The following is a 23148-nucleotide window of genomic DNA, read 5'->3' as shown; positions in this document are numbered from 1 at the left end:
TACCTACAGCGGCTCCCAAAATTAAACTATCCAAAGAGCTAGCAACGCTAGTTATAGATTTGAGTAATTAGCGCTGAATTTAAGTACCAAGCAAAATGAAATGTGCGGCAGTATTTAAAGTCAGTGTTAATTACCTATTTTATGGTAAATAGCCAATACTGTTAAATAGACAAGCTTCATTGATGGGTGAGAACACTTATAGACTTAATAATCAATCAACTAGCTTAGTCTATGGCATGGTACCAATATCGAATATCCTATTTAACATAAGGTACATAATGCGCACTGAATCGAGTATAGGGATAGGGCTAAAACTCCAGTAAAACCAAGGGTTAAGCCCGAAAACCCTTGGCTACTTAATTTTGCCGTTATGTCCGCCCATATCTTTTGAGCCTTGTCGGTCTTGGCTTTATCTGCGGCTAAATAGATCAATGCTTCATGTGTATTGATTTCTGAATGTTCAGCAAGATAAATTGCTTCTGAATCAGATAGATATCTTTTACCTTTTCTCATTTCAGACATTCTAGACGTAGGAATACCTAAGTCAGCGGCAATCTGCTTATCTTGTACGTATTTTTTTGCTTCTTTGTAAGCATCTAGCAGTTGATTTTGATACATGAGAATCCTCCGTTTTCTATACTATAGCGCATTAATTACGATTTTTCGTAGCTTGTAATTACGGTTTTGCGTAGCTAGGATTACGACAAATCGTAATTGAGGCTATGTAATGAAAAGAATTTTGGTACATGATTTAGCAACAGATCAGTTTGAATACGTGAACTTTCTTCGCGCTCAAACTTTGTGCTCATCATTCACAAAACCTGACATTAACAATGGCCGTAAACTCCCAGGTTATGTTGACCATACACGCCCAAATAATTTTTACGTGGCTGACTTACTTAAACGTCAGGCATTAGCTACACCAATTCATTCTTTTGATACTTCTGACAATATTCAGCCGTCTTTTACTGCGCCGTGTTTGGACATACTAAACCTAGTTCGTCCACATCGTGCTTTTGCGCCGGTTATGTCTCGTGCTTACTTAAACCTGAAAAAGAAAATTGGTGAACTTGAAGCTATGCGTTCTTTAGCTGCTGCTAATGATCGTTTAACTCAAAATGAATTTCGTTACACGTTTTCTGATGATGAATTGGTAACATTCGCCAAAGCTAAAAGCCATGCTGTAATGAAAGCTGTAGCTACTATTGAAGATGATGCTCAAGCGTTTGAAGTTGCATCTTCAATATTAGCTGACTACGGTTTGTATTTTTCTGATTCTGTGATCAAGGCTAAATCAGATAAAGGTGAACTGCGTTCGTTAGTAAATCGTGCCGTTAATGAACTTTGGTGGCGCAGAGCTTTACGCAAACTTTCAGCTATTGAAGTTGAACGTGTTGCGCGTGATTTAGCAATTGTACATAAGTACGGGCAAGCATATTGCTCAAATTATTCTGTTAGCCGTCGTCGTGAGCGCGATACGGATAACAAAGCAATACTTGAAAATACAGTTGCTTATGATGAAGTTAATGAAGATAACTGGTACACATTATCTGATTTAGCAGATAAATCTGTTTCAAATCCTGTTGTTCGTCGTGCTGAAATGTTTGTACGTCTAAAGGGATTTGAAGCTATTGCACAAGATAATGATCATGTAGCAATGTTCTATACCCTTACCTGCCCTAGCCGTTTTCACTCGGTGTCTAAGTCGCATGTTAACCAATCATGGTTGGATGCTGGCAAGCCAACAACACAAGATGCTCAAGCATATCTATCAACTGTTTTTGCGGGTTTCCGTAAGGCACTGGATAAAGCTGGCATCAAAATCTATGGCTTACGTGTTGCCGAACCTCATGCCGATGGTTGCCCACACTGGCATTTACTTATGTTTATGGAAAAGAGCCAACAACCTGTAGTTACTGATTTATTTCAACACTATGCATTGTTGGATTCACCAGAAGAAAAAGGCGCACAAAAACACCGCTTTACTGTTGAAACTATTGATTGGTCAAAAGGTTCAGCGGTTGGTTACGTTGCTAAGTACCTTTCTAAGAATATTGACGGTAAGCATATTGATAATGATGTTTCATCAAATCTGACAGGTATTGAAGCATCTGAGCGTGTTGTTACATGGGCGCGTGTTAATCGAATCCGCCAGTTTCAATTTATTGGTGGCCCATCTGTTACGGTCTGGCGTGAAATGCGTCGTGTTCGTGAAGAAATTAAAGAGGATGATCCTGTGATCGCTTCATTATCTACAGGCGAACATATGGCATTAGAAAATGTTCGTCGTGCTGCCGATGCTTCTGATTGGCAAGCATTCTGCTATGCAATGGGCGGTGTTTTCGTTCGTCGTAAAGATCAAACAATTTCCCCTGTTTACTCTGTTCCTCAAATCATGAGCAAGCTCGTTGATGAATGGGGTGAAGAACATACAACCGAGCGTAATGCTACTACTCGTTATGGCGATGCAGCTATCGCGCGTGTTGTTGGCGTTCTGTTCCGTGGTGCGTTCTTAGCTACTCGTGTACGCAACTGGAAAACTGAAAACAAAGAAAAATTCCTGCGTGGAACGAAACGCATTATGTCTGGTGTAGTTGATGTATTCGACGTGCTTGAACGTGAAAACGAATATCACCGCTTGGCTGATGAACAATTCAATGAATACCAACAATATTTACAACGTGTAGATGAGATTACTGCTTTTGCTTTTGATGAAGCGGCATGGCCTTCGTTCGTGGGCGCAGCCCATGACGGAGGTCTGCACGCTTCATCCTTGGACTTGTGTCAATAACTGTCGAAATTTGAAAATAAGGAAAACCCAATGATTGTATTAGCCCGTATAAATGACAAAGACGATATTGAAAAGAAAACCAACACCAATACCAACACGGGCGAAAGCCGTGATTCGGGTATCGTGAAATTACAGCTATTTAACCCATCTGAAGTTGTAGAAGCTCGTATATCTCCTGAATTATGGGATGCATTTGGCGGCGGTAGTGATTTAGTCAAACTGATTGATAAGAAAGTCGAGTTCAAAATTCAACACGTTGAGCGTTCATTCGCTGGTGACGGTGGCAAGCATGTGTCATTCAGTGGTTACCATTTATTAGGTATTCCAGCATTGGACACAAAGGCTTAATTAAATGGAAAACCTAACACCTGATCAACTTCAATTTATATCTGATGCTTTGTATTGGGGGTTAGGTGTCGTTTGTCTTGGCCTTGGTGCGATATTCGGCAGTCAAAGATAATGAACGATTTTTTAGTTTTTTATGGCGCTTGCTTTTTTATTGGTTGGTGTCTTGGTTATGGCTTTTATGCCTATAAACGTTTTACAGAAGTTTCTGTAAATGATTAATATAAACTGGAGTTACAAAATGAATAACATTAAAAATATCTTAGCATCTAAAAAAACGGCAGCGGGTCTATTAGTTGCTTCTGCTGTTTGTTCTACATCTGCATTTGCTACTGAACCAGCCTCTGGTGCTGATGCTGCTTTTACCCAAGTTGGCGCATTAGTTACAAAATTTGAAACAGCAGCATGGCCTATTGTTATTTCGGTAACAGTAGCTGTTATTGGTATTTCATTATTCAAGAAGTTCGCAAAGAAATCTGCTTCTTAATATTTAAACCCATTAAGTATTATTTAATTAATCGGCAGCCTTTGTGCTGCCTTTTTTAATGGTGATGTATGCGAAAAATATTATTTTTATTTTTATTTTTTAGCTCGAATGCTAATGCTCAACTTCTTTGTGTAAGTGGCGGGGTTGGTTCAAAGGTTGCTGGTTGTAATGGTACTTATACTGAAGCGGCTATTAGATCGTGTGTTGAGAAACAGACTGACGATTATCGATTTGATTATTGGGTTCCCGGTATTCCTCGCAAGTGGAAATACTTGCGTAAGAGGTCTAGTGGTGATGGTTGGTATGCTGCTGGTTCTGATAATTATTTTTGTAGTGCTGATACTAAATGCCCCGTTGGTACTGAGTTGATAAACGGCGAATGTAAAGAAACCAATTATTGTGATTCTATTCAGTATCAAGTTGATTATGATGCAGCTAAAAATGCATGTGAGTCAAAAACATCGGAGTTTCAAACAGCTACGTTCTCAGGTCAATGTAATCGTGAAGCTGAACGTTTAGAAAGTTCATGCGATATTACGGGAGTAACTCCTCCAGAGCCTCCGCCTGAAACTTGTCCTGATGGTTCAGCCCCACCATGTGATGATGGCGGCGGTGACGGAGGCGGTGGTTCAGGTGGTGGCGGAGATGGTGGTGGTTCTGGCGGAGGTGGTACTGATGGGGACGGCTCTGGTGATATTGATCTCAGTGGTATACTTGAAGCCATTAACAACAATAATAAGAGTATTACGGGGGCAATTACAGATAGCCGCCCTGCTGTTAATGACCTATTAAATGTTCAAACTAAAGCCTTATCAACGTCGGTTGAATCTAACCGTTTACTTGGTGTCGGTATTGCTGCGCTAGATGTATCTAATGATGCGCTATCAAATATCGCTAATCTAACTAGAGATTTGAACAATAAAACTGCCAGTGAGGTTTCTCAATCGGTAGAGTCTAATCGCCTCTTAGGTCAGAATAATGCAGCATTGAATGCATCAAATAATGCCCTATCAAATATTGCGGATTTGACTCAAGGTTTAAATGATACCGTTACGACTACATCAAATCGTATTGCTGACGAAATAATAAAAAATACAGATGAACTTAAATTACAAACAGCAAAGCAAGATCAAATAACGGAGAGCCAATTAGCTTCCAATGATTTATTAACGGGTATTAATACCAATACTGATAAAACAAATGAATTATTAGCAAACATTGATAAATCTATATCAGGTTCAAGTTCTATTACATCAAATGAATTATCCGAAATGTTAGGTTCTTTAAGTCAGGGTAATAAAGATAATAATGATGACATTATAAATAAATTAAATGAGTTAGAACGTAATGCAAATAAGCATGATCTAACTTATGGTGAAATTAATGGCATAGCTGGCTCTGCAAAAGAATTAGTGAATGAAAACTTAGACGAGTATCAAAATAGTGTCGAGGGAACAATAGCTAGAGCACTCATTGATACCCCTATGACTGAATCTTTATTTGCTAAAGTAAAAGAATTTGCAAATGAGCTAATTCCGATTTCATCGACTTGTCAAAATTTATCTTTTGGTGATTATTTCACTATTGAATGTTCAAAATTTCAGAAGTTTAGAGACATATTTGGGTTCTTTATCTATGTCTATACCGCTTTGACTTTAATAGATATTTTGTTTACTGGCATAGTGCCTAATCCAGCAAGGAAACCTTACTAATGGCCTTTCAACTATTACCTGTTGTTATTGGCGGTATTGCCAAGTTTACTAAGTTTCCTGCATTGGTTGCGGTGTTGTTTTCTATCGCAACATCAATATTCACGTTCTTTCTCAAGTTCTTTACTCGCCGTGTAGCTATGAACTTGGTGATTGTATCTATGATCACGGGCTCGGCGGTATTGGCCTATACCGCTATTGAAAGCCTGTTATTTACTATCAAGTTTTTTGTGCCGCCAGAAGTGTCCGTTGGATTGGCCATTATAGCCCCTACTAATTTTACGGCCTGTGCATCTGTTATTTTTAGTGCCCGTTTAATTCGTTGGGTTTGGGAATGGAAAGCATGGGTTGTTCATGCCATTAGTCACGGTTAATAGGATATAGATATGGCTGTTTATGTCATAACAGGCAAGCTAGGCGGTGGTAAGTCAATTATGTCAGTGTCTAAGGTACGTGATTATTTAAATCAAGATCGTATTGTAGCGACCAACATTGACTTAAATCTGCATTGGTTGGTAAGGCATCAAGCTAAAAAGTGCCGAGTAATGCGCGTTCCTGATAAACCGACTGTATTTGATTTGAATGCTATCGGTTTGGGTAATCCTTTAATAGCTCGTGGCATTAAAGATGAATCGCGTAACGGCCTATTACTACTTGATGAATGTGGTACTTGGTTTAATAGCCGTGATTGGAATGATAAAGGTCGAAAGGATCTTATAGATTGGATCATTCACGCCCGCAAACGTGGTTGGGATATAGGCTTTATTGTTCAAGATTTATCAGTATTGGATAAGCAAGCGCGGGTAATGTTTGCAGAGCATGTGGTTTATTGCCGTCGAACTGATCGCATGACGATCCCGTTTATTGGTTCACTCTATCGCATGATCACGGGTACACAATTGAAGTTACCTAAAATGCATGTTGGCGTGGTGAAGTATGGCACTGAACGTCATTCAATGACGGTTGATAAATGGACATGCTTTGGTTCTGGCCTTTACAACGCCTATAACACCTCACAGATATTTACCAGTAACTACGATCACGGCGTTTATTCATATCTGCCGCCTTACTATACACATTATCGTTACCGTGTAACGTATGACTTTAGGAATATCATGCGTATTACTAAGATCTATTTCAAACGTTTTAAGAAAATCACCTGCTTTGCTGGCGGCTGCTTATTGTCTTTGTTGTGGCTTGAGTTTAATGCACCGCCAGAAGCGGAAGTATTGAAAGTATCTCCAACTGAATATGCTAATTATAAGATCATGGGCTATTACAAAATGCCAAATCAACCTTATACCTATTCTTTGCAAAATTCGGACGGTACAAGTATTTCAAGCATTCAGCTTAAAGATATTGGTTTTGATGTAACGGCTATTAATGCCTGTACGTTAAAGCTCTCTAATGGTCAGTCTGAATCGTTAATCAAGTGTAGGTAATACCATGAAAGCTATCATTGTTATTCTGTTACTCTCCTTTTCTTTCAATACCTATGCCGCTAAAAAGATTGATGCCTTTGAAGCGCAAAACATGCCCATTGCTGAATTTGTGCAATGGTTTAGTACCTCGTTAAACCAAAACGTGATCATATCAGAGGGTGTTAAAGGTGCGGTTACGTTCTCTGCTCCCTCGCTTGATGCGGCTGACTTCTACCCTTTTATCGAAACTGTTTTAGCGAGTAATGGCTTTCGATTAGAAAAGAACGGCAATATATTTAAAGTGTCATTGTTACGTGTGGGCGATCCATTACCACAAGTATTGGGTCAAGAATTATTAATGCCTGGTCAAACAGAAGTTGTTGTAAGAAACATCAATGTTGTACCACCAAAGACCAAGTTTTATGACTTACTGCATATCGACAATAAAAGCGTTACTCCTATTATCCAAACCTTATTAGATAACTACAGTACCAATACTGGTGAGACTCAAACCGCATATAGCATCATTATGTTACCTCATGCGAATAGTTTGATTGTAACGGGTTCACCCTCTCAAATAGTCCAGATAGATAATCTGATACAGCGTATTGATGTACGTCGAAAGCAGATATTCATTCAAGCGGTGGTCGTTGAGTCACAGATTAATGATGGTAAAGAAGTTGGTGTAAATCTTAATGCAATGTTGGGTGACTTTGGTTTTTCAGTGATCACAAAGCAAACTGAAGGCATCCTTACTGGCGGTAGTATCATTTTTAAAGGTGGTGACATAGACGGCCTTATTAATGCCATATCAACAAACAGTAAAACCAAGCTGTTGAGTAAACCTCATTTACTAATTACTGATCGTGAGCAAGGTTATATTACTGTTGGTCAGAACGTGCCGTTTTTGGTATCAAGTGAAGTAACTGATGGTGGTAATACGATCCAAAAAATTGAGCGTCAGAACGTGGGTGTATCACTACGAGTAACGCCGCATATCATTGGTGATACGGTATTGATGAACATTAACCAAACATCAAGCAGTGTCAGCAATAGTGATATAGCAAGCGACATCATCACCAATAACCGCCAGATACAGACAGTGATTCAAGCTAAAGATGGTCAATCAATCATACTTGGTGGCTTGGTTGGTGAGGAATCACGAAACAATGATACGGGAGTGCCGATTCTAAAAGATATACCACTAATAGGCTCTCTCTTTGGCTCTACATCAGACAGAGAGATCAATAATCAGTTATCGGTATTGATAAAGGTCAGCATCATCTAGCTTTTGCTTTAAAAAACAAAAAAGAAAACTTTGATGGCCGGAGGCCAAAACTAAAAGCGCGTTCCCCACTCTAATAGGATTGTGGATAACGCGCTTTTTTGTTATCCACATGACGAACAATATATATATATAAATAATATTGATTTATAATCTACAATCATAAATTATATTTATTCCGTGGTGGTATTTTGAGAGAAGAAGTTATATCAAAAGAAGAATTACTTTCTTTAAATGATGAATTAAAATTTTTAGTTAAAGAACATTTTTATAACTATGAAAAAATATCCATCTCAAAATTCATATGTGAAAATTTGGATAAATTACAACTATCTGTACATTCATTGGAAGATGATATTATTAATAATGATATTGTTTCATATATGGATAAGGTGTTTATAACTCTTAAAAATATAGAAGATATAAAATGCTTACTACTTGAAAATAATAATGAAATAGATAGGTTTACGAATGAAATATCTATTTATGATGATAAGTTAAATAAATTAAAATTAAGATATTTTCATGATTTTAAAGTTTTGTCTTTATTAAACAAGAAAATAAGGAACAAAATTGCAATATTTTTACCATCTCTTTGTTTTTCATTGTTGGTTCTAAGTTTAATGATTTCAAAATTTAGTTGGAGTTTATTGCTGCCATCTATTTTATTTATTTTCTTAGCTGTTTTATATTCATTATACACCAAGAAAAAATTGCTTGATAATATATCAAAAAAAAGGAAGATAATATCAGATAGTATTTTTTTGATAATGAAATTAAAAGCTTACTCAAAAGGTAGACAAAAGGATAGTTTAGAAAAAATAGTAATTAATAGACATTTATTTGAAAATTTAGAATTTATAAGTAAAGAGGTAAATGATTTAACACAACAGTTCAATCATCGGTTGAGTGAGGGTAAATATAATGGTTGATAAATTTTTAGATTATATTAGCTACTCACAAAAAGAACAGTTATTTATTATATTAATGTTGTGGGCATTATTATATATAATATATTTTATTAAATATAGAGAGCTGAAAAAGTCAAAAGTTAAAGATTCTATAGGATGTTGTTTAAGTTTTTATAGTATTTGGGGGATATTACTTATTGTTGATTCAATACCTCCTACAGTTTCTGATTATGTAAATGCTTTATTTTTAGCTATTGTTTTTAATATTACAACCTTTGCGTCATGTTTAATGTCTTTTTATACTAGAGATGAGTAATTAAGAATTAAAATGTGATATAGATAGAACCTGTCTAAGTGACAGGTTCTGTTGCTTTATTTTAGTTTCTTCAGCATCCGAGCGGTTCTCAATACTTCACGTTGAAATCGAAGTTCATCCGCTGCCCCTATTTCTATAAGTGCATTACCCATGATTATTCTGTTTGGTGTTAACGGCCAACCATCAGGCGTAATCAACTTTCCTTTTGATATCTTCCAACCTTCCCAATCATCATCAAGTGGTGATAAATCTCGGCAAGCATACATTTTCATTAAACGCTTACAAATAGGTGGTATTGTCTTACCTTTATCCCACTGTAAAACCGTTTTAGGAGTCTTAAAGCACAGCTTTGCTGTCATTTCAACGGTTAGGTTACAGGTATAGAATCGAAAGATCTCATTATCAGTAATGCGGCGTGTCTTATTGATTTTGTTCATTTCTGTGTTAAAAAAAGGATATTATCATTTCCGTGAATACTTCATGTGTATAATAAATGCGACTATGGTTATCATTGACGATTATGTCAATTATCTACTTACTTTGTTATAAATATACGCAACCATTTTATGGGATGGGTTTGTTTTCTAATTGCTATTAGCTATTGGTGCACTTTGATTCTTTGCTATTAATCACAAGTATAAAATTGCATCTGTAGTTTTATATACAGTATGCATTGTATTGTGTATATTTCTTAATTGTCTTATTATTTTTTTGATCTTTGAGGAATCATAATGGAACCAACTAAAGAGTTAGAACAGCAAGAAGAATTAGAGCAACAAGAAATCGCATTGACCGAAGTTATTGAAAATATAGATATGGAATTAGCATTTTTAGTTAATTTAGTAAATAAGTCTAAATCAGAGATTGGTATTTCATTAAATATTGGTGGCTTTCTTGTAACGGGGATGCTGATAGGAGGAGAGAAATATTTTAAACTGTTTGGAGATAGTTTTGCTTCTGCTTTTAAATCTGAAGATGATATTGCTTCAATACAAGAATTATATAAGGGTAAATCATCTACTTATACCAAAGAAATAAATATTGATTTTATTTCATATATCCATTTGGAAGATGCTAAATTTTATAATGGAAATGGTGGCCCTGTTATTAATCATTCTACGCTTTGGCGGGGGAAATTATCTGATGTTTCAGGATACTTTTTAGGTAATATTGTTTAATAAAATTAATCTTTAAGTACTTTTATTAAAGCCGACTAATCTAGTCGGCTTTTTTCATGGTAAATTTTTAAGCATCCTTGCTGTTTGAATGATCTTAGTTTTTAACGCCCTTTCATTCTCTGAGTTAATCTCTAGTAAGGCATAACCCGTTAATATTTGCTCTGGTCTAAGTGATACCCCTGCTGAATTTGTTAGCTCTCCATTTTTGATTTTCCAGCCCTCCCAATTGGGGTTTATCGTTGCTAATTCCATGCCTTTATATATTCGCATTAGCCTTTTACATTCTGGCGGAATTGGTCTTCCCTTATCCCATCGCGTGATGGTGGTCACACTTTTAAAACAAAGTTCAGCGGTGTCTTTTTTGGATAATCCACAGGTGAATTTACGGAAAACATAGTTTTGAGTAAGGTTAGTTCTCATAGCGTCATATCCTGCTTGTTTTGTCTTATTTTTAAGAATGCAGTTTTATGCTTTGTGCTATAATTAATTCTTTGTAAATCAAAATGATAAATAGAAACATCTTTAACATAACGCAAGCATAATGCGCACTTAAGGTGTAGATCCCAAGGTAAAGTGTCTCTTTTCTGCAAAGCTAAAATGTCCTGTTTTTCTATAGTGATCAGTATCTGCTGATCAATGTGAGTTAAACAAAATATGTTGGTGACCATGAATGACAAAGAGATATTTCGTTTAGGTACAATTCGTGATGTTTGCGAAAAACGGATCAGACGCAAAGATGCTGCTCAGCTTCTTAATGTCAGTGTTCGTCAGGTTCAACGATTAATAACACGCTATCGAGATCTTGGTGCTGTTGGTTTAGTCCATCAACGTCGTGGACAATCGCCAGGCAACAAAATTAATGCTGATATGCGACATCAATGTTTAAACCTGATCCATGAATATTACGCAGACTTTGGACCCACATTGGCACGTGAAAAATTGATTGAACGCCACGGCATTAAAATTGGATTAGAAACCTTACGCCAATGGATGATCGCTGATGGCCTTTGGGTGCCACATTTCAAACGTAAGCCTCGTGTTTATCAACCACGTCATCGACGTGATTGTTATGGTGAGTTAATTCAGATAGATGGCTCACATCATGATTGGTTTGAAGGTCGCAGCGACAAATGTTGTTTGTTGGTTTTCATTGATGATGCCACCGGCAAACTGATGAACTTACGTTTTAGCGAAACAGAATCTGCGTTTGATTACATGGTCGCCACGCGTGAATATGTTGAACATCATGGCAAACCCACTGCTTTTTACAGTGATCGGCATGCGGTATTTCATGTCAGTAAACGGGATGCAGAAACCAACCGTGTGACTCAGTTTGGTCGTGTTTTACATGACTTAAACATTGAATTGATTTGCGCAAACAGCTCTCAAGCCAAAGGTCGTGTTGAACGTGCCAACAAGACCTTACAAGATCGCTTAGTCAAAGAAATGCGTTTACAACACATTGATAATATTGAACAAGCTAATGCGTGGCTCCCCGACTTTATCACTGATTTTAACCAACGTTTTGCTAAAGCTGCTCAATATCCTAAAGACATGCATCGGCCATTACGTGAATCGACTGATGAATTACATGATATTTTTGCATGGCAAGAGCCAAGAAAATTATCAAAGTCACTGACATTTCAATATGATAAAGTCATCTATTTAATTGAGCCAACTGAAGAAAATCAACGACTTGTACATCAAGTTGTTAACGTTCTAGATCGCCCAGATGGCACCATCGCCATTCAATACGGCAATCGTAAATTAGAATTTAAAGTGTTTGATAAGCTCGAAGATGTTGACCAAGGTCAGGTGGTCGATAATAAACGTTTGGGCGCAGTATTAAAATTTGCCCAGGCGAAACAGCAACAATATGACCAACAACAAAAGCGTAGTCGCAGTAAAAGTGCCCCAAAACGAACCGCCCAACAACGGGCAATCCGTCAACTTGAAGCTATCAATCCTGTGCTAGTTCACCCTGAACAATTTAAACCTAGCATCAGAAAAAAGCCGTGACTTCCCTACTCTATAACCCCAATTTCACCTTAATGAACTACCTTAAAAGGAGACATTTTAATCGGGGAATAATGAGGACATTTTAAAAGATAGAAAACAAATAGACTTATAAGAAATGGCAACAATTTAAACAACTTACCATCTAATATGTGTTTATATTTTTTATAATATCTAGCACTTTGCTCTCAATCTCATTTGACAGCAAGCGACATCATCACCAATAACCGCCAAATACAGACAGTGATTCAAGCTAAAAATGGTCAATCAATCATACTTGGTGGCTTGGTTGGTGAGGAATCAAGAAACAATGATACTGGGGTGCCAATTCTAAAAGACATACCACTAATAGGCTCGCTCTTTGGCTCTACATCAGACAGAGAGATCAACAATCAGTTATCGGTATTGATAAAGGTCAGCATCATCTAGCTTTTGCTTTAAAAAACAAAAAAGAAAACTTTGATGGCCGGAGGCCAAAACTAAAAGCGCGTTCCCCACTCCAATAGGATTGTGGATAACGCGCTTTTTTGTTATCCACTTGACGCTATTTAAAAATCAGCATCATTCTTTTTATTTTATATACAACATTTCTTGTACTTTTTCCCGCTTCCGCAAATACAGGGATTGTTACGCCCTATTTTTTTGTTTATTTCTTTTCTGAAATTTTTGATAGTTATAGCTTGTTTGTTTTCAGCTAACTCTTGAGGGATATTTTTCTCAAATTCCAAGTCTTTTTTCCAGTCAGAATCCATCATTGATATTAATATTGCCTCATTATTCGATGCATTTACTAAGACGCCATACCAAAACTTAGATTTTTGTGTGTATTTTTTTACTTCCATATGAGATTGAAGTCGTATACTTGCTTTTTCAAACTCAGTCTTATTTGTTATATTTGCTACGTGACAAGTTAGGCCGAAGTCTTCAAAAAACAAAGAAAAATCATGAGTTTTATTATCTTGCTTCGTTCTATTAACTAATTTATTTATAGCTAAATTGAAGTCATTGATTGTTTCTTCAGATAACTTTAATAAACTTAAACCAAAATCGACAGATTTTTCATAGTCTTTAGTTTCTATAGCCTTAATTATTTTTTTAAAGAATGTATTTTGATATTTTGTTAGTATTCCTGTTGGTGTTTTTTTACCTTGCCAATTACATCTCCTTACTAAAATGGCATCGTCTAAATCAGCTGTTAGACTTTCGTCAAGAAACCCTACATTGTATTTACCATCGAGCCATAAATTTGTTTTTAAATGATGAGATAGGATCGTATATTCAGAGGAAGAAATAAAAGTATCAAAATAATTACTTCTTCGATCAACGTAACTAATGAAATACAATGGGCTATCTAAAAACTCGGATAAAATATCTAAGAAGAATACATCCATTACAAATGGTTCATTGATATAATTATAATCAGATGTTCTTTTGAGAAACTGATTGCTTTGAAACGTAATTGCAGGGTAATACTCTGAAGTAATTGTTATTGGATAATATCTTGTAATTTCAGTATTTAGATCTATTTTATCACCGTTTTCATCTTTTAAAATTACAGCTCCTGTATGTAAGGCAACTGAACATTCAACAGCTTGGTCATAAGCCCTCTGGATCCCTTTAAAAAAATCACTCTTTAGAATGTCAATGTTACCTCTTCGAGCTTGTAAGGTAAGTGCTTTAGATTTAGCTTGAAAAATTAATGCTTTTCCACCAAATATAACTAATAGATCTATTTCACCAATCTTAGTCTTACTTTTTTTTTCATCGAATATATCAATATTCGAGTATACGTTATTTTCTCCAAACACTTTGATAAGAATAGACTTAGTAAGATCTTCTGTATATTTACCTCTATTTTTTTCAGCTGTTTTTAAATATTTTTTATCTTCATCTCGTATCCAGAACATTGGAGATTCATATATTGCTTCAAGCAATGTGTAATGATGGAATAAATAGTAATGACTTCCTATTTTGACTATAGGAGTAAGTTTTGCCTCATTTATATCTGAGATACAGTTAAAATTCGTGTTTTGTTTTATCGATGTCATTGCATTAATAAAACTATCAATTTTTTCATCAGATAAATTAGTTTTTGATACTATGGCCTCAATATCAATCTTATATACATCAAGCATTGAGCTAGGACACATTTTCTTTGAATGAAGATTTTCAATATTATATTTAGTTAACTCTATTAATGAGTCAACTATGAGCACAGCTTCTTCCGCGTCAAAACCTTTATTTTGACTTAGCCATTCTTTGTCATGAAAGAACTTAAGCTTAGCAAACTCCTTGTATTGGAAATCATAAGCAGATTCCGAACTATAAAAAATAGTTTCTCTTAACATACTTGGATTTTGATATAGGCTATCGCTAAAAGATTCACCTCTTTCCCATGAATCAACCATTGATTTCATATTTTCGGGATGAAAGGTCATTGAATCGTGAATTTCTTTCAGTAAACTATCGGCTCTAACTACCTGATCCATAATTCTATCTGTGTCTATCGGCTCAAGCTCTAGTTCTCTTTTTATCATAAGACCTTGAAGTGTATTCAATTCATTACGGATTAGACGCTCTGGTGAATACCATCCTTGAAAGCTATCTAAGCTTTCGTCACCAAGCTTTTTGGTCATAAAATTATCTCTAGTGCATAGTATGGAATATGCATAGATAAACCCTTCTTCTTTACATAAGTTTTCCAAATCAGCAAAAACTTCTTGTTCCGTTCTGTATTCTTTTTCCATTAGTCAATTATCTCTGTTTTATATGAACTTGTTAGCATTATATATTGCTATAAATATCAATTTTGTGACTTATAACGATAAGATTCATACTATAAAAAAATAGAACCTGTCTAAGCGACAGGTTCTATAATCTTATTTTAGTCTCTTCAGCATCCGAGCGGTTCTTAATACTTCACGCTGAAACCTAAGTTCATCAGTTGCTCCTATCTCTATAAGAGCATTTCCCATGATTACCCTATTTGGTGTTAACGGCCAACCATCAGGAGTAATCAGCTTTCCTTTAGATATCTTCCAGTCTTTCCAATCATCATCAAGCGGTGATAAATCACGATAAGCGTACATTCTCATTAAGCGCTTACATATAGGTGGTATTGTCTTACCTTTATCCCACTGTAAGACGGTTTTAGGAGTCTTAAAACAGAGCTTTGCTGTCATCTCAACGGTTAGGTTACAGGTATAGAATCGAAAGATCTCATTATCAGTAATACGGCGTTTCTTATTGATTTTGTTCATTTCTTTGCTAAAGGAAGGACATTATCATTTCCATGAATGCTTCATGTGTATAATAAGTGCGACATTATGCTATTACTGATGTTTATGTTATTAGTCTACTAGGGTAAGTTCTTTAACATCCCTGCTGTTTGAATGATCTTAGTTTTATACGCCCTATCATTCTCTGAGCTAATCTCCATCAAGGCATAACCCATTAGTATCTGCTTTATGCCTGCCTCGTTAGTTAGCTCCCCATGTTCAATTCGCCACTCTGCTCACCAAATACAAAAATACCGCCACAGTGGACGGTATTAGATTGGTTCTAGTTATTTAGACTTAGCAGTGCTCTTCTCTAAACCATCAAACATTGTGGGTGGTATATCTTTTAAAATTAATGACCATGCATTGCCGACACCATCACCGCTAAAATTGTTCTTCTCGGTGTCTTTAAACCAATAGTAAGTCGGCAACCCTGAGTACGTTAGTTGTAACTTGTTAAGCTCATTATTGTATACCGCGCCAAATTTTGGATCTTGTAAGATTAACTTTTTCATTTCTTTCATAGTGACGATTGCGGCGGGCCATCTTGCTAAGCATGAGCCTAACGGGCCTTTGTCTTTCATGCTGGTACATTTAGGTGGAATGGGCGAATTAACGTCTTTTTTAAACGTGTACAGCGCCAAATCGTCTTTACCAACTAGAAGATTGCCTTTAGGTGTCATTTTAAACGTCGGTTCTGTTGGGTACTCTACATTATGAGCAAAGGCACTAGAAGAGATTGATAATAAAAGTAATGAGGTATGAATGAATATTTTTTTCATGATGGTTACCATTTCAAAGTCATGTGGTTATAACGTATTGTCAGATGTTGTTGCTTTATAAAAAAAGAACGATGAGCATCCTCCCCATGCAACAATATTAACTATCAACGCTTTTATGATATTAATTGGCGTGACAGGAATAGTTTGAAAGACAAAGAAAGTACATAAACTTGCGATAAAACCGACGACGATACCTTTGATAAACCATCTCTGTTTTAAAAAAGGCAAGCAATAAAGCAGTGCCCATAAACCGCCCCAAAAAACCTGTTTATAGACAAATATATGATCGGGTTGGGATAATCCTTGTAATGGGTTGATGAGATAAATCGCAGCAACATTGGCGATACTACCAATAAACCCTGCCCCTAAAGCTATTGTGATATTTTTAAGCATATTGTTCCCTATGTGCCAATTCTTGAAGTAATAGAACTTTGCACTAAAAAAAAAATTTCACCGTTATGAGAATAAATTTTAAGGGCGTTATTTTGCGCGCGTTGATGTCACCTCTATGATGATGGTTTATTAGTTACAGTGTCACTCTTACGGTATACTGAAATGATTATACGAACTATGCTCTTTTCAGTAACATAACAACTTATTGATTGGTTTAATGGAGGGGATCACTTTGCTTAGAGTTATTCAGCGTCATCGCATTAAAAAAGTAATCAAGTTACTTTCTGCAAAATTGATAAAAGGTTATGGCAGTCGCGATTTTTTCTCTTTAGGTCAAATTAAAGCCAGTACTAGTGACTTTAGTGCGCGGCAATATCAAATTGCTGTGGCTTTGTATGCTGATCCGCACGATATGAATATTGAGCAAACCCCCGTTCTGAAATCAATACGTAATGATGTGTCGCACGATTTCTTTGACGGCAATGATTACACCGGACAAGATGTGCTTAACCTACTCACGTTAGGTGGATGGAAAGGTGGTCGAATAGAGGATGATATGTCGAATCGCTTTGGCATGGGCAGCCGCTATTAACGTTTATAATTAATAGATTTTTAATCTTTTATCCCCTACAAGGGATAAATAACAGTAACAATAAATAAAGTGGTTAAAGGCTGGAAAAGGCTGTTTATGTTGGGGATGTGTGAGTAACAATGGTGGTAATTACGGTTGACTAACCTACTACTATTGTTGAAATAGTAGTAGGCCAAACATCTTAAATAGAACGATTCTATTCTGCAGTTTGTTTAAGCTTACTAAGCTCTATTTCAATTTTTTCAATTTCAGCAGTGTAACGTGCTTTACTTGCACCATCTCGAGTAGATTTAGACATGGCTTGTAACTTAGAAAGCTTTTTTGTAAGGGTAGCTAATAGATTCTGGGTTCTACGATTGCTGCTCATTAATAAATGGTACTCCAATAAATAAAATTTTGTGTAATATACAATATAAATAATATGTTAATACAATGAGTTAACTGATTGAACGGTTAACCAAATTGTATTTCTAGCTCGTTACATTTATAGCGTAGCATATAAAACGACAAAAAATGAAATATTAATAGCGTTTAGTTTCGTTTTGATAACTAGCACCTGTTATTAATGCTATCAGCCGTCGATAATCCCACTAAGATCATAACATTAACCTTACCTAACCTGATTTTTGTTAACCTTTGAAGGTGCTTATCATTGTTGTATTAGGCTTTTATTGCTTTTATAAAAAAACAAAAAAAATCCATATCGCGAAATATGGATTTTAACAGTGTTATTTCAAGTCGGTTTTAGCCGATGTTTTTACAGCGTGAAGCTAAGATAGGATCCACATTGCCTTGAATTTTTTGAATTTTAGCTGCACGTTCACATTCCCATTTTGTTACTGGGTATTGCTTATCCCATGCTGTCATTAATTGACGCTGCTGACGGCTCATTTTGTAGCTTGGGTATACGGCTTCAAAATACATGTAGGTACGGGCGATAACACCACGTGCGCGCTCTGGCGGCTGTGCATCATGGTCTTTTTTATCAATGATCATGTCGCAACTACCAAACGAACGATAGTCTTTGCTTGCTGTTTTCGGCAGCATAACATAGTTGTAGTTCTGGCGAGCCGCATTCACAGCACCTACTGCTGGGAATAAGTTATAAAGGTCTGATTGCATTAAACGGTATTCAGCATTGGCTTTTTCAGCACACTTACGGCCTTTAAATGATTTGCCTTTGCTATCAACACAAACTTTAGCGCCATCACGCCATTCACTAAATGCGCGACCAAAGTTCTCCGCAGGTACTACGTGTTCTGCTTCCCAACGTTTAACGCGCTTTTTATATACGTCAGTTGTAAAGCCTGAAGGTAATGTAACGTATTTTTTATTATTAAAATCAGCGCCACAGTAAATAGTTTTCATATCTACAGGGTTAGTATAGATCTGCTGCTGCATGATCTTTTTAGCTTTGCTGAATGATTGGTTAGTGGTGTTACCTTGTGGAGTTTGTGCAAATGCTAGCGTCGGTAAGAGTGCGACACTTAGAAGCATAATATTGGTTCGATTCACGATGTTCTCTTTCTATGTAGTGCGATCAAAATGCCGAATTAATGGCATGTTGATATAACAAAACCAGGCTTGGCTTTGGTTATGATTGGATTAAATACGATGGTAAGTTGTTTGTTGGCGACCTACTTTGAAAGGATCACTTTCACTCGGCCGACATCACCTGTTGTTAGGCGTACTTTTATGCCATGGGGATGTGTTGGTGAGTTGGTAAGTATTTTCTCAACCGTACCTGATGTTAGCGTGCCGCTACGTTGATCTTGCTTTAATACGATTTGAACGTCTAAACCAACATGGATATTAGAACGGTTTGTACCTGACATATTGACTCTTTTGTTTTTAATTTTTAGAGCTGTATTATTGATTGTTTACAGTAAAACGCAACTGAATATTAACAGTTGGTTGTTTTTTGGACATTATCGTCAGGTTTTTACCCATTGCTGACGGTTTTTTACTGGTCTAGCGTAAGCACTGGGTTATTTGTTAGGCTAATAAAGAAACAACAAATATGAAGGACAGTGACATGAAAGCAATGAAACACATTCTATTAGCAACAACATTTGTAACTATCAGTGGTGGTGCATTTGCGTCTGAACAAGCGCAATCAGTACCGAAACCTGTATGTGACGCGGGTTTTACCACTATTGTGACTGGCGATTATAGTAAAGTACCGCAAAAAACATGTTTACCGACTGATCAAAAACAAGCCGTAACGATGAAGCTAGGCCAAACGTTTAAATTAAGTTTACCCGCTAATCCCTCTACTGGTTCTTCTTGGGCGCTGCGCTCAATGCCAAACTCATTAATGTTGTTGAGCGTTGATTATCAGAATTTGCCACAATGTAAGAAAGGCATGGTCGGTTGCGCAGGTTTACGTTCATATACTTTTGAGGTGGTTGCTGCTGGTGTTGGAGAACTAAAGCTTAATTACGGCCGCTCATGGGAGAAAAACAGCTGGGAAAGCAAAAATATTGCGATTTCAGTGCAACCTTAGTTGATTGCCTATATATAACTAAGCGAACAAAGGCCCTCCGAAAACGATGATCTGGAGGGCTGAGCGATATTATGTGATTATCGGTGTTGAAGTGCTGGGCAATCTTTAGGAAGTAATTGCTCTGGTATTGCTGGCCCAACGCCCATATCAGCAGTCCACCCTTTTAAACCTCCTGTTTTAGGATCAAAATCACTGCATTTATAAGGCTTATCTTTCACTTGTTGTGCTGGTGTTGAGTCTGAATTTTTTGCTTTTGGCAATGCAGTAGCAGGCAACTTAACGGCAGTGTTATCTTGTGTCTGCTCGATGACGGTACTGCTCTTTGTCGTTTGTTCACTTTTGATGATTGTAAATACTAAACTGCATATCACGATTCCACTAAGGACTGCGATGGCAGACTTTGTCGACTTTTTCATGAGCTATCCCTCTGTAAACACGCATTGGTTATCTATGGGCTATTTAAAGTCTATTTTATAGAGAAGATCAAATTATGTATTAAAACAAAGTCATTATTGCTTGTTTAATCATCTATTTAATGACTTATTTTTGTTAGTAATGGCATTATTGTTTGATAACGTGCCGGTAACTGACGATGTTGTTTTTGAATGATGTACAGTTTTTCAGTTACGGCTGTTAATGGCGGCGCAATGTATAGTTTATGTTTATCGAAAAAGTGTGCAATAGCGCTTTGAGGTAAAACGGTAAACCCTATCCCTTCAGCAACAGCGATTAAAATCTGACTAAGTTGATTGATGTAGCTCGTCATCGGTAATTGCTCAATTTTAATATCGACTAAATGTGTTTGGCCGCAACTACGAAAATATTTGGTTAGATAATACTCGGCATCTGGGTGATTAATAAGCCCACAATCGGTTAATAGTTCGAGATTAACATCAGTATCTTTATAGCGTAGCGGTAACACTAAACATAATTGTTCTTGGCCAATAACAGTTGCTTTTAGTTTATCATTTTCAGGTGGTTGAGTAACAATACCCATATCAATGCTATTCGTTTCAATATCTTCCAAAATTTTATGATTAGGTGCAGCTTCGAGATGAAAATGAAGCTGAGGGTATTGTTGCTGTAAACCTAATAACTGCGGGTATAACGATAAAGCAAACGAGCCTGAACAAGCTAATTTACAGATACCAGCATGAGGACTGTCAGTTTGTAGGCTGTTGATTAAGCTTTGATACTGCAATGTTTGTTGCTGAGCATATTGATAGACAAGCATTCCCTGCTCTGTGATCTCAAATTGTTTGTTATAACGGGTGATCAGCGGATAGCCACAAGCTTGTTCTAACTTTTTAATATGTTGGCTTACACCTGGCTGCGTCATGTGTAAAACATCAGCCGTGTGTGTGAAATGCCCTGTATCTATTAATGTTTTAAAGGTTGTTAGCCATTGGGGATTAATCATTATTTACCGCGCATTATTACAAAAAGTTATTGTAATGAGAGTAAATGATAATTTAATACATATCAATTACGGCAGTAATGGTTACTTTTTGATTTATAAACCTGATTTGTCCTGTCCGCGCCATGAAGAATTGTTATTAATATATGTTTAGAATATATATAATATTTATTTATGTGTGATGCTTTTTTTATGGGAAATATAACTCTGTATTATAATTTTTGTTTTTCGAAAAGAAAAAGCTATAAATATTAATAATATAAATAACAGCAAATATCCGTCATTACTATACCTATCACAATAAAAACTAAGATTAATATCTAATAATATAAACAGATACGACAATCATTGAATAAAATTATTTTTTATGTGACTATTTATAAATATCAAAGAACTGTAAAAGATTTACCAAATGAATAAAATAAAAAACATTATTACTACTGTTCAGAATTACCGCTATCATGACATGCATAAAAACAAGGCATTGACGATTCTTTCTGAAGTTGAGAAAACAAAAGGCAAATTAGCTGATAGTATCAAACAGCAGTGTGATAAATATGCAATAGAAAAACTGGGTGATATCAAATATGCACCTTGGCTATATGTATACTCAATTATTCGTGGTGAATTTAAAGAAGGCTGGATTCCAGATAATTATTATGGAAAGGTTGTATTACCTAAATGTAATGGTATTAGCGGAACACCGGCGCAAATTAAAAATATAACGTCTAAACTGTTTAATTCTACTTTATTTCCAGATTTAGTGTGTTATTCAAGTGGTATATTTAGTATTCCACTTGAGAATCGAGTGTTAGCTGCAGATGAGATTGCAGACTACCTTTTTGATGGCCGTGATAGCGTTATTTTTAAGGTTAACTCTTCTAACCAAGGCCGCGGAATTTTCTTTTATACCAAAGATAATTTCTCTATTACCGATGTTATGAAAAAAGGCTCGGGGATTTTTCAAAAAATTATAAAGCAACATGCTGTTTTTGATGAATTATTTCCAAAACCAGGCGCAACTATGCGTTTAACCACGGTATTAAAACCAGACGGCACTACTTGCTTAAAAGCGGCTTATTTGCGTTTAGGTGTAGGCACTGATGAGTATGTACGCTCTGCAACTAATATTCGTGTCGCTATTGATATTGAAACAGGTGCATTATCTGATAAAGGTTATACCACTGAGTGGAATGAAATTAATGAGCACCCTAATACTAAAAAAGCATTTAAGGGCGTTATATTACCTAATTTTGCTCAAGCTCGTGCTAGCGTAGAAGAACTTCATAGCCGTTACCCATACGTGCAATCAATTGGTTGGGATGTAACAATTAATACTGACAATAATGTTGAAATTATGGAGTGGAATGCAATCCATAATAGCATAACGTTCACTGAAGCTGTTCAAGGACCGTCATTTACTGATCTACCTTGGTGTGATAAATCCTTTTTATCATTATAGTAGCATTTCACTATTTAATATTTAGTCTACTATTATTTTAGTACTACTATAATCATACTCAAATAAAGCATACGCCACATTTATCATTGGTGCGTGCTTTATTTTCACAGCAAATACCAACCTGTTAACAATTAAGTATTTATATTAATTCTGTTCTTATTGCATTAAACATCATGATGATTTTTATTGTTATGTGTTTTTTATGTCATTTTTTTTAATATACAAAAATAAGATCTATGTATAAACATACTTACATGTT

The 23148-nt window shown here is 36.1% G+C and carries 26 protein-coding genes; 15 read left to right on the top strand and 11 right to left on the bottom strand.

From position 1 onward, the window contains the following. Positions 1 to 261 precede the first annotated feature (261 nt). The gene (locus PMAL9190_RS06715) at positions 262 to 618 is read right to left on the bottom strand and encodes a DUF3693 domain-containing protein (RefSeq protein ID WP_087844479.1); all 357 of its coding nucleotides are present in this window, start codon (positions 616 to 618) and stop codon (positions 262 to 264) included. Positions 619 to 727: 109 nt separating this feature from the next. On the opposite strand from PMAL9190_RS06715, the gene PMAL9190_RS06710 reads away from it, so the two are divergent. The 9 genes from PMAL9190_RS06710 to PMAL9190_RS06670 all read left to right on the top strand — a co-directional run bounded on the left by PMAL9190_RS06710 (position 728) and on the right by PMAL9190_RS06670 (position 9265). Continuing rightward, complete coding sequence (locus PMAL9190_RS06710) at positions 728 to 2791, top strand: replication endonuclease (protein ID WP_087844478.1); 2064 nt, start codon at positions 728 to 730, stop codon at positions 2789 to 2791. Positions 2792 to 2821: 30 nt separating this feature from the next. After that, positions 2822 to 3139, top strand: coding sequence for a hypothetical protein (locus PMAL9190_RS06705; protein ID WP_087844477.1), 318 nt, complete (start codon positions 2822 to 2824; stop codon positions 3137 to 3139). 238 nt (positions 3140 to 3377) lie between these two features. After that, positions 3378 to 3623, top strand: a complete 246-nt coding sequence (locus PMAL9190_RS06700) for a major coat protein (RefSeq protein ID WP_087844476.1) — start codon at positions 3378 to 3380, stop codon at positions 3621 to 3623. A 68-nt stretch (positions 3624 to 3691) separates the two neighbouring features. Next, a complete protein-coding gene (locus PMAL9190_RS20300; RefSeq protein ID WP_087844475.1) occupies positions 3692 to 5335 on the top strand; it encodes a hypothetical protein in 1644 nt (547 codons plus the stop codon). Continuing rightward, positions 5335 to 5706, top strand: a complete 372-nt coding sequence (locus tag PMAL9190_RS06690) for a DUF5455 family protein (RefSeq protein WP_087844474.1) — start codon at positions 5335 to 5337, stop codon at positions 5704 to 5706. Before PMAL9190_RS20300 ends, PMAL9190_RS06690 begins: the two co-directional genes overlap by 1 nt. Before the next feature lie 12 nt (positions 5707 to 5718). Continuing rightward, positions 5719 to 6774, top strand: a complete 1056-nt coding sequence (locus PMAL9190_RS06685) for a zonular occludens toxin domain-containing protein (protein ID WP_087844473.1) — start codon at positions 5719 to 5721, stop codon at positions 6772 to 6774. Between the two features lie 4 nt (positions 6775 to 6778). Then, a complete protein-coding gene (locus PMAL9190_RS06680; protein WP_087844472.1) occupies positions 6779 to 8041 on the top strand; it encodes a secretin GspD/PilQ domain-containing protein in 1263 nt (420 codons plus the stop codon). Positions 8042 to 8229: 188 nt separating this feature from the next. Continuing rightward, a complete protein-coding gene (locus tag PMAL9190_RS06675; protein WP_087844471.1) occupies positions 8230 to 8970 on the top strand; it encodes a hypothetical protein in 741 nt (246 codons plus the stop codon). Further along, on the top strand, positions 8963 to 9265 hold the full coding sequence (locus PMAL9190_RS06670) for a hypothetical protein (protein WP_087844470.1): 303 nt from the start codon (positions 8963 to 8965) through the stop codon (positions 9263 to 9265). Before PMAL9190_RS06675 ends, PMAL9190_RS06670 begins: the two co-directional genes overlap by 8 nt. A gap of 56 nt (positions 9266 to 9321) precedes the next feature. Here the strand turns inward: PMAL9190_RS06670 and PMAL9190_RS06665 are convergent, their stop codons facing one another. Continuing rightward, the gene (locus PMAL9190_RS06665; RefSeq protein ID WP_087844469.1) at positions 9322 to 9702 is read right to left on the bottom strand and encodes a DUF3653 domain-containing protein; all 381 of its coding nucleotides are present in this window, start codon (positions 9700 to 9702) and stop codon (positions 9322 to 9324) included. A gap of 294 nt (positions 9703 to 9996) precedes the next feature. Here PMAL9190_RS06665 and gvpU point away from each other — a divergent pair, with 294 nt between their 5' ends. Next, on the top strand, positions 9997 to 10443 hold the full coding sequence (gvpU, locus tag PMAL9190_RS06660; RefSeq protein ID WP_087844468.1) for a gas vesicle accessory protein GvpU: 447 nt from the start codon (positions 9997 to 9999) through the stop codon (positions 10441 to 10443). A gap of 54 nt (positions 10444 to 10497) precedes the next feature. Here gvpU and PMAL9190_RS06655 read toward each other — a convergent pair whose 3' ends face one another. Continuing rightward, the gene (locus PMAL9190_RS06655) at positions 10498 to 10863 is read right to left on the bottom strand and encodes a regulator (protein WP_087844467.1); all 366 of its coding nucleotides are present in this window, start codon (positions 10861 to 10863) and stop codon (positions 10498 to 10500) included. A 246-nt stretch (positions 10864 to 11109) separates the two neighbouring features. Here PMAL9190_RS06655 and PMAL9190_RS06645 point away from each other — a divergent pair, with 246 nt between their 5' ends. Beyond that, positions 11110 to 12462 (top strand): ISNCY family transposase, encoded by a 1353-nt coding sequence (locus PMAL9190_RS06645; RefSeq protein WP_144384322.1) that lies wholly within the window; start codon positions 11110 to 11112, stop codon positions 12460 to 12462. Positions 12463 to 12657: 195 nt separating this feature from the next. After that, a complete protein-coding gene (locus PMAL9190_RS06640) occupies positions 12658 to 12888 on the top strand; it encodes a secretin GspD/PilQ domain-containing protein (RefSeq protein WP_087844464.1) in 231 nt (76 codons plus the stop codon). Positions 12889 to 13034: 146 nt separating this feature from the next. On the opposite strand, the gene PMAL9190_RS20385 is transcribed toward PMAL9190_RS06640, so the two are convergent. From PMAL9190_RS20385 to PMAL9190_RS06620, 4 genes are all read right to left on the bottom strand, one after another. Further along, the gene (locus PMAL9190_RS20385; RefSeq protein ID WP_087844463.1) at positions 13035 to 15206 is read right to left on the bottom strand and encodes an SEC-C metal-binding domain-containing protein; all 2172 of its coding nucleotides are present in this window, start codon (positions 15204 to 15206) and stop codon (positions 13035 to 13037) included. 132 nt (positions 15207 to 15338) lie between these two features. Beyond that, the gene (locus PMAL9190_RS06630; RefSeq protein ID WP_087844462.1) at positions 15339 to 15719 is read right to left on the bottom strand and encodes a DUF3653 domain-containing protein; all 381 of its coding nucleotides are present in this window, start codon (positions 15717 to 15719) and stop codon (positions 15339 to 15341) included. 305 nt (positions 15720 to 16024) lie between these two features. After that, a complete protein-coding gene (locus tag PMAL9190_RS06625; protein ID WP_159458367.1) occupies positions 16025 to 16519 on the bottom strand; it encodes a COG4315 family predicted lipoprotein in 495 nt (164 codons plus the stop codon). 27 nt (positions 16520 to 16546) lie between these two features. Beyond that, entirely contained in the window at positions 16547 to 16912 is a 366-nt protein-coding gene (locus PMAL9190_RS06620) for a hypothetical protein (protein ID WP_087844460.1), read from the bottom strand. A gap of 232 nt (positions 16913 to 17144) precedes the next feature. Between PMAL9190_RS06620 and PMAL9190_RS06615 the strand changes: the two genes are divergently transcribed. Continuing rightward, on the top strand, positions 17145 to 17504 hold the full coding sequence (locus PMAL9190_RS06615) for a DUF6559 family protein (protein WP_087844938.1): 360 nt from the start codon (positions 17145 to 17147) through the stop codon (positions 17502 to 17504). A gap of 744 nt (positions 17505 to 18248) precedes the next feature. Here the strand turns inward: PMAL9190_RS06615 and PMAL9190_RS06610 are convergent. Both PMAL9190_RS06610 and PMAL9190_RS06605 read right to left on the bottom strand, forming a co-directional pair. Then, positions 18249 to 19001, bottom strand: a complete 753-nt coding sequence (locus tag PMAL9190_RS06610; RefSeq protein ID WP_087844937.1) for an endonuclease — start codon at positions 18999 to 19001, stop codon at positions 18249 to 18251. A 140-nt stretch (positions 19002 to 19141) separates the two neighbouring features. After that, the gene (locus PMAL9190_RS06605) at positions 19142 to 19339 is read right to left on the bottom strand and encodes a YwbE family protein (RefSeq protein ID WP_087844459.1); all 198 of its coding nucleotides are present in this window, start codon (positions 19337 to 19339) and stop codon (positions 19142 to 19144) included. A gap of 200 nt (positions 19340 to 19539) precedes the next feature. Between PMAL9190_RS06605 and PMAL9190_RS06600 the strand changes: the two genes are divergently transcribed. After that, complete coding sequence (locus tag PMAL9190_RS06600) at positions 19540 to 20010, top strand: protease inhibitor I42 family protein (RefSeq protein WP_159458366.1); 471 nt, start codon at positions 19540 to 19542, stop codon at positions 20008 to 20010. Between the two features lie 77 nt (positions 20011 to 20087). Here the strand turns inward: PMAL9190_RS06600 and PMAL9190_RS06595 are convergent, their stop codons facing one another. Both PMAL9190_RS06595 and PMAL9190_RS06590 read right to left on the bottom strand, forming a co-directional pair. Then, entirely contained in the window at positions 20088 to 20426 is a 339-nt protein-coding gene (locus tag PMAL9190_RS06595; RefSeq protein ID WP_087844457.1) for a hypothetical protein, read from the bottom strand. Positions 20427 to 20542: 116 nt separating this feature from the next. Beyond that, complete coding sequence (locus PMAL9190_RS06590) at positions 20543 to 21430, bottom strand: LysR family transcriptional regulator (protein WP_087844456.1); 888 nt, start codon at positions 21428 to 21430, stop codon at positions 20543 to 20545. A gap of 409 nt (positions 21431 to 21839) precedes the next feature. On the opposite strand from PMAL9190_RS06590, the gene PMAL9190_RS06585 reads away from it, so the two are divergent. Beyond that, entirely contained in the window at positions 21840 to 22889 is a 1050-nt protein-coding gene (locus tag PMAL9190_RS06585) for a sugar-transfer associated ATP-grasp domain-containing protein (protein WP_087844455.1), read from the top strand. Positions 22890 to 23148 lie beyond the last annotated feature (259 nt).

Source organism: Photobacterium malacitanum, assembly GCF_900185615.1.
In the GTDB taxonomy this organism is placed as follows: domain Bacteria; phylum Pseudomonadota; class Gammaproteobacteria; order Enterobacterales; family Vibrionaceae; genus Photobacterium; species Photobacterium malacitanum.
Note: the sequence above shows the minus strand (reverse complement) of the source record. Positions and strands in the feature narration are given on the sequence as shown.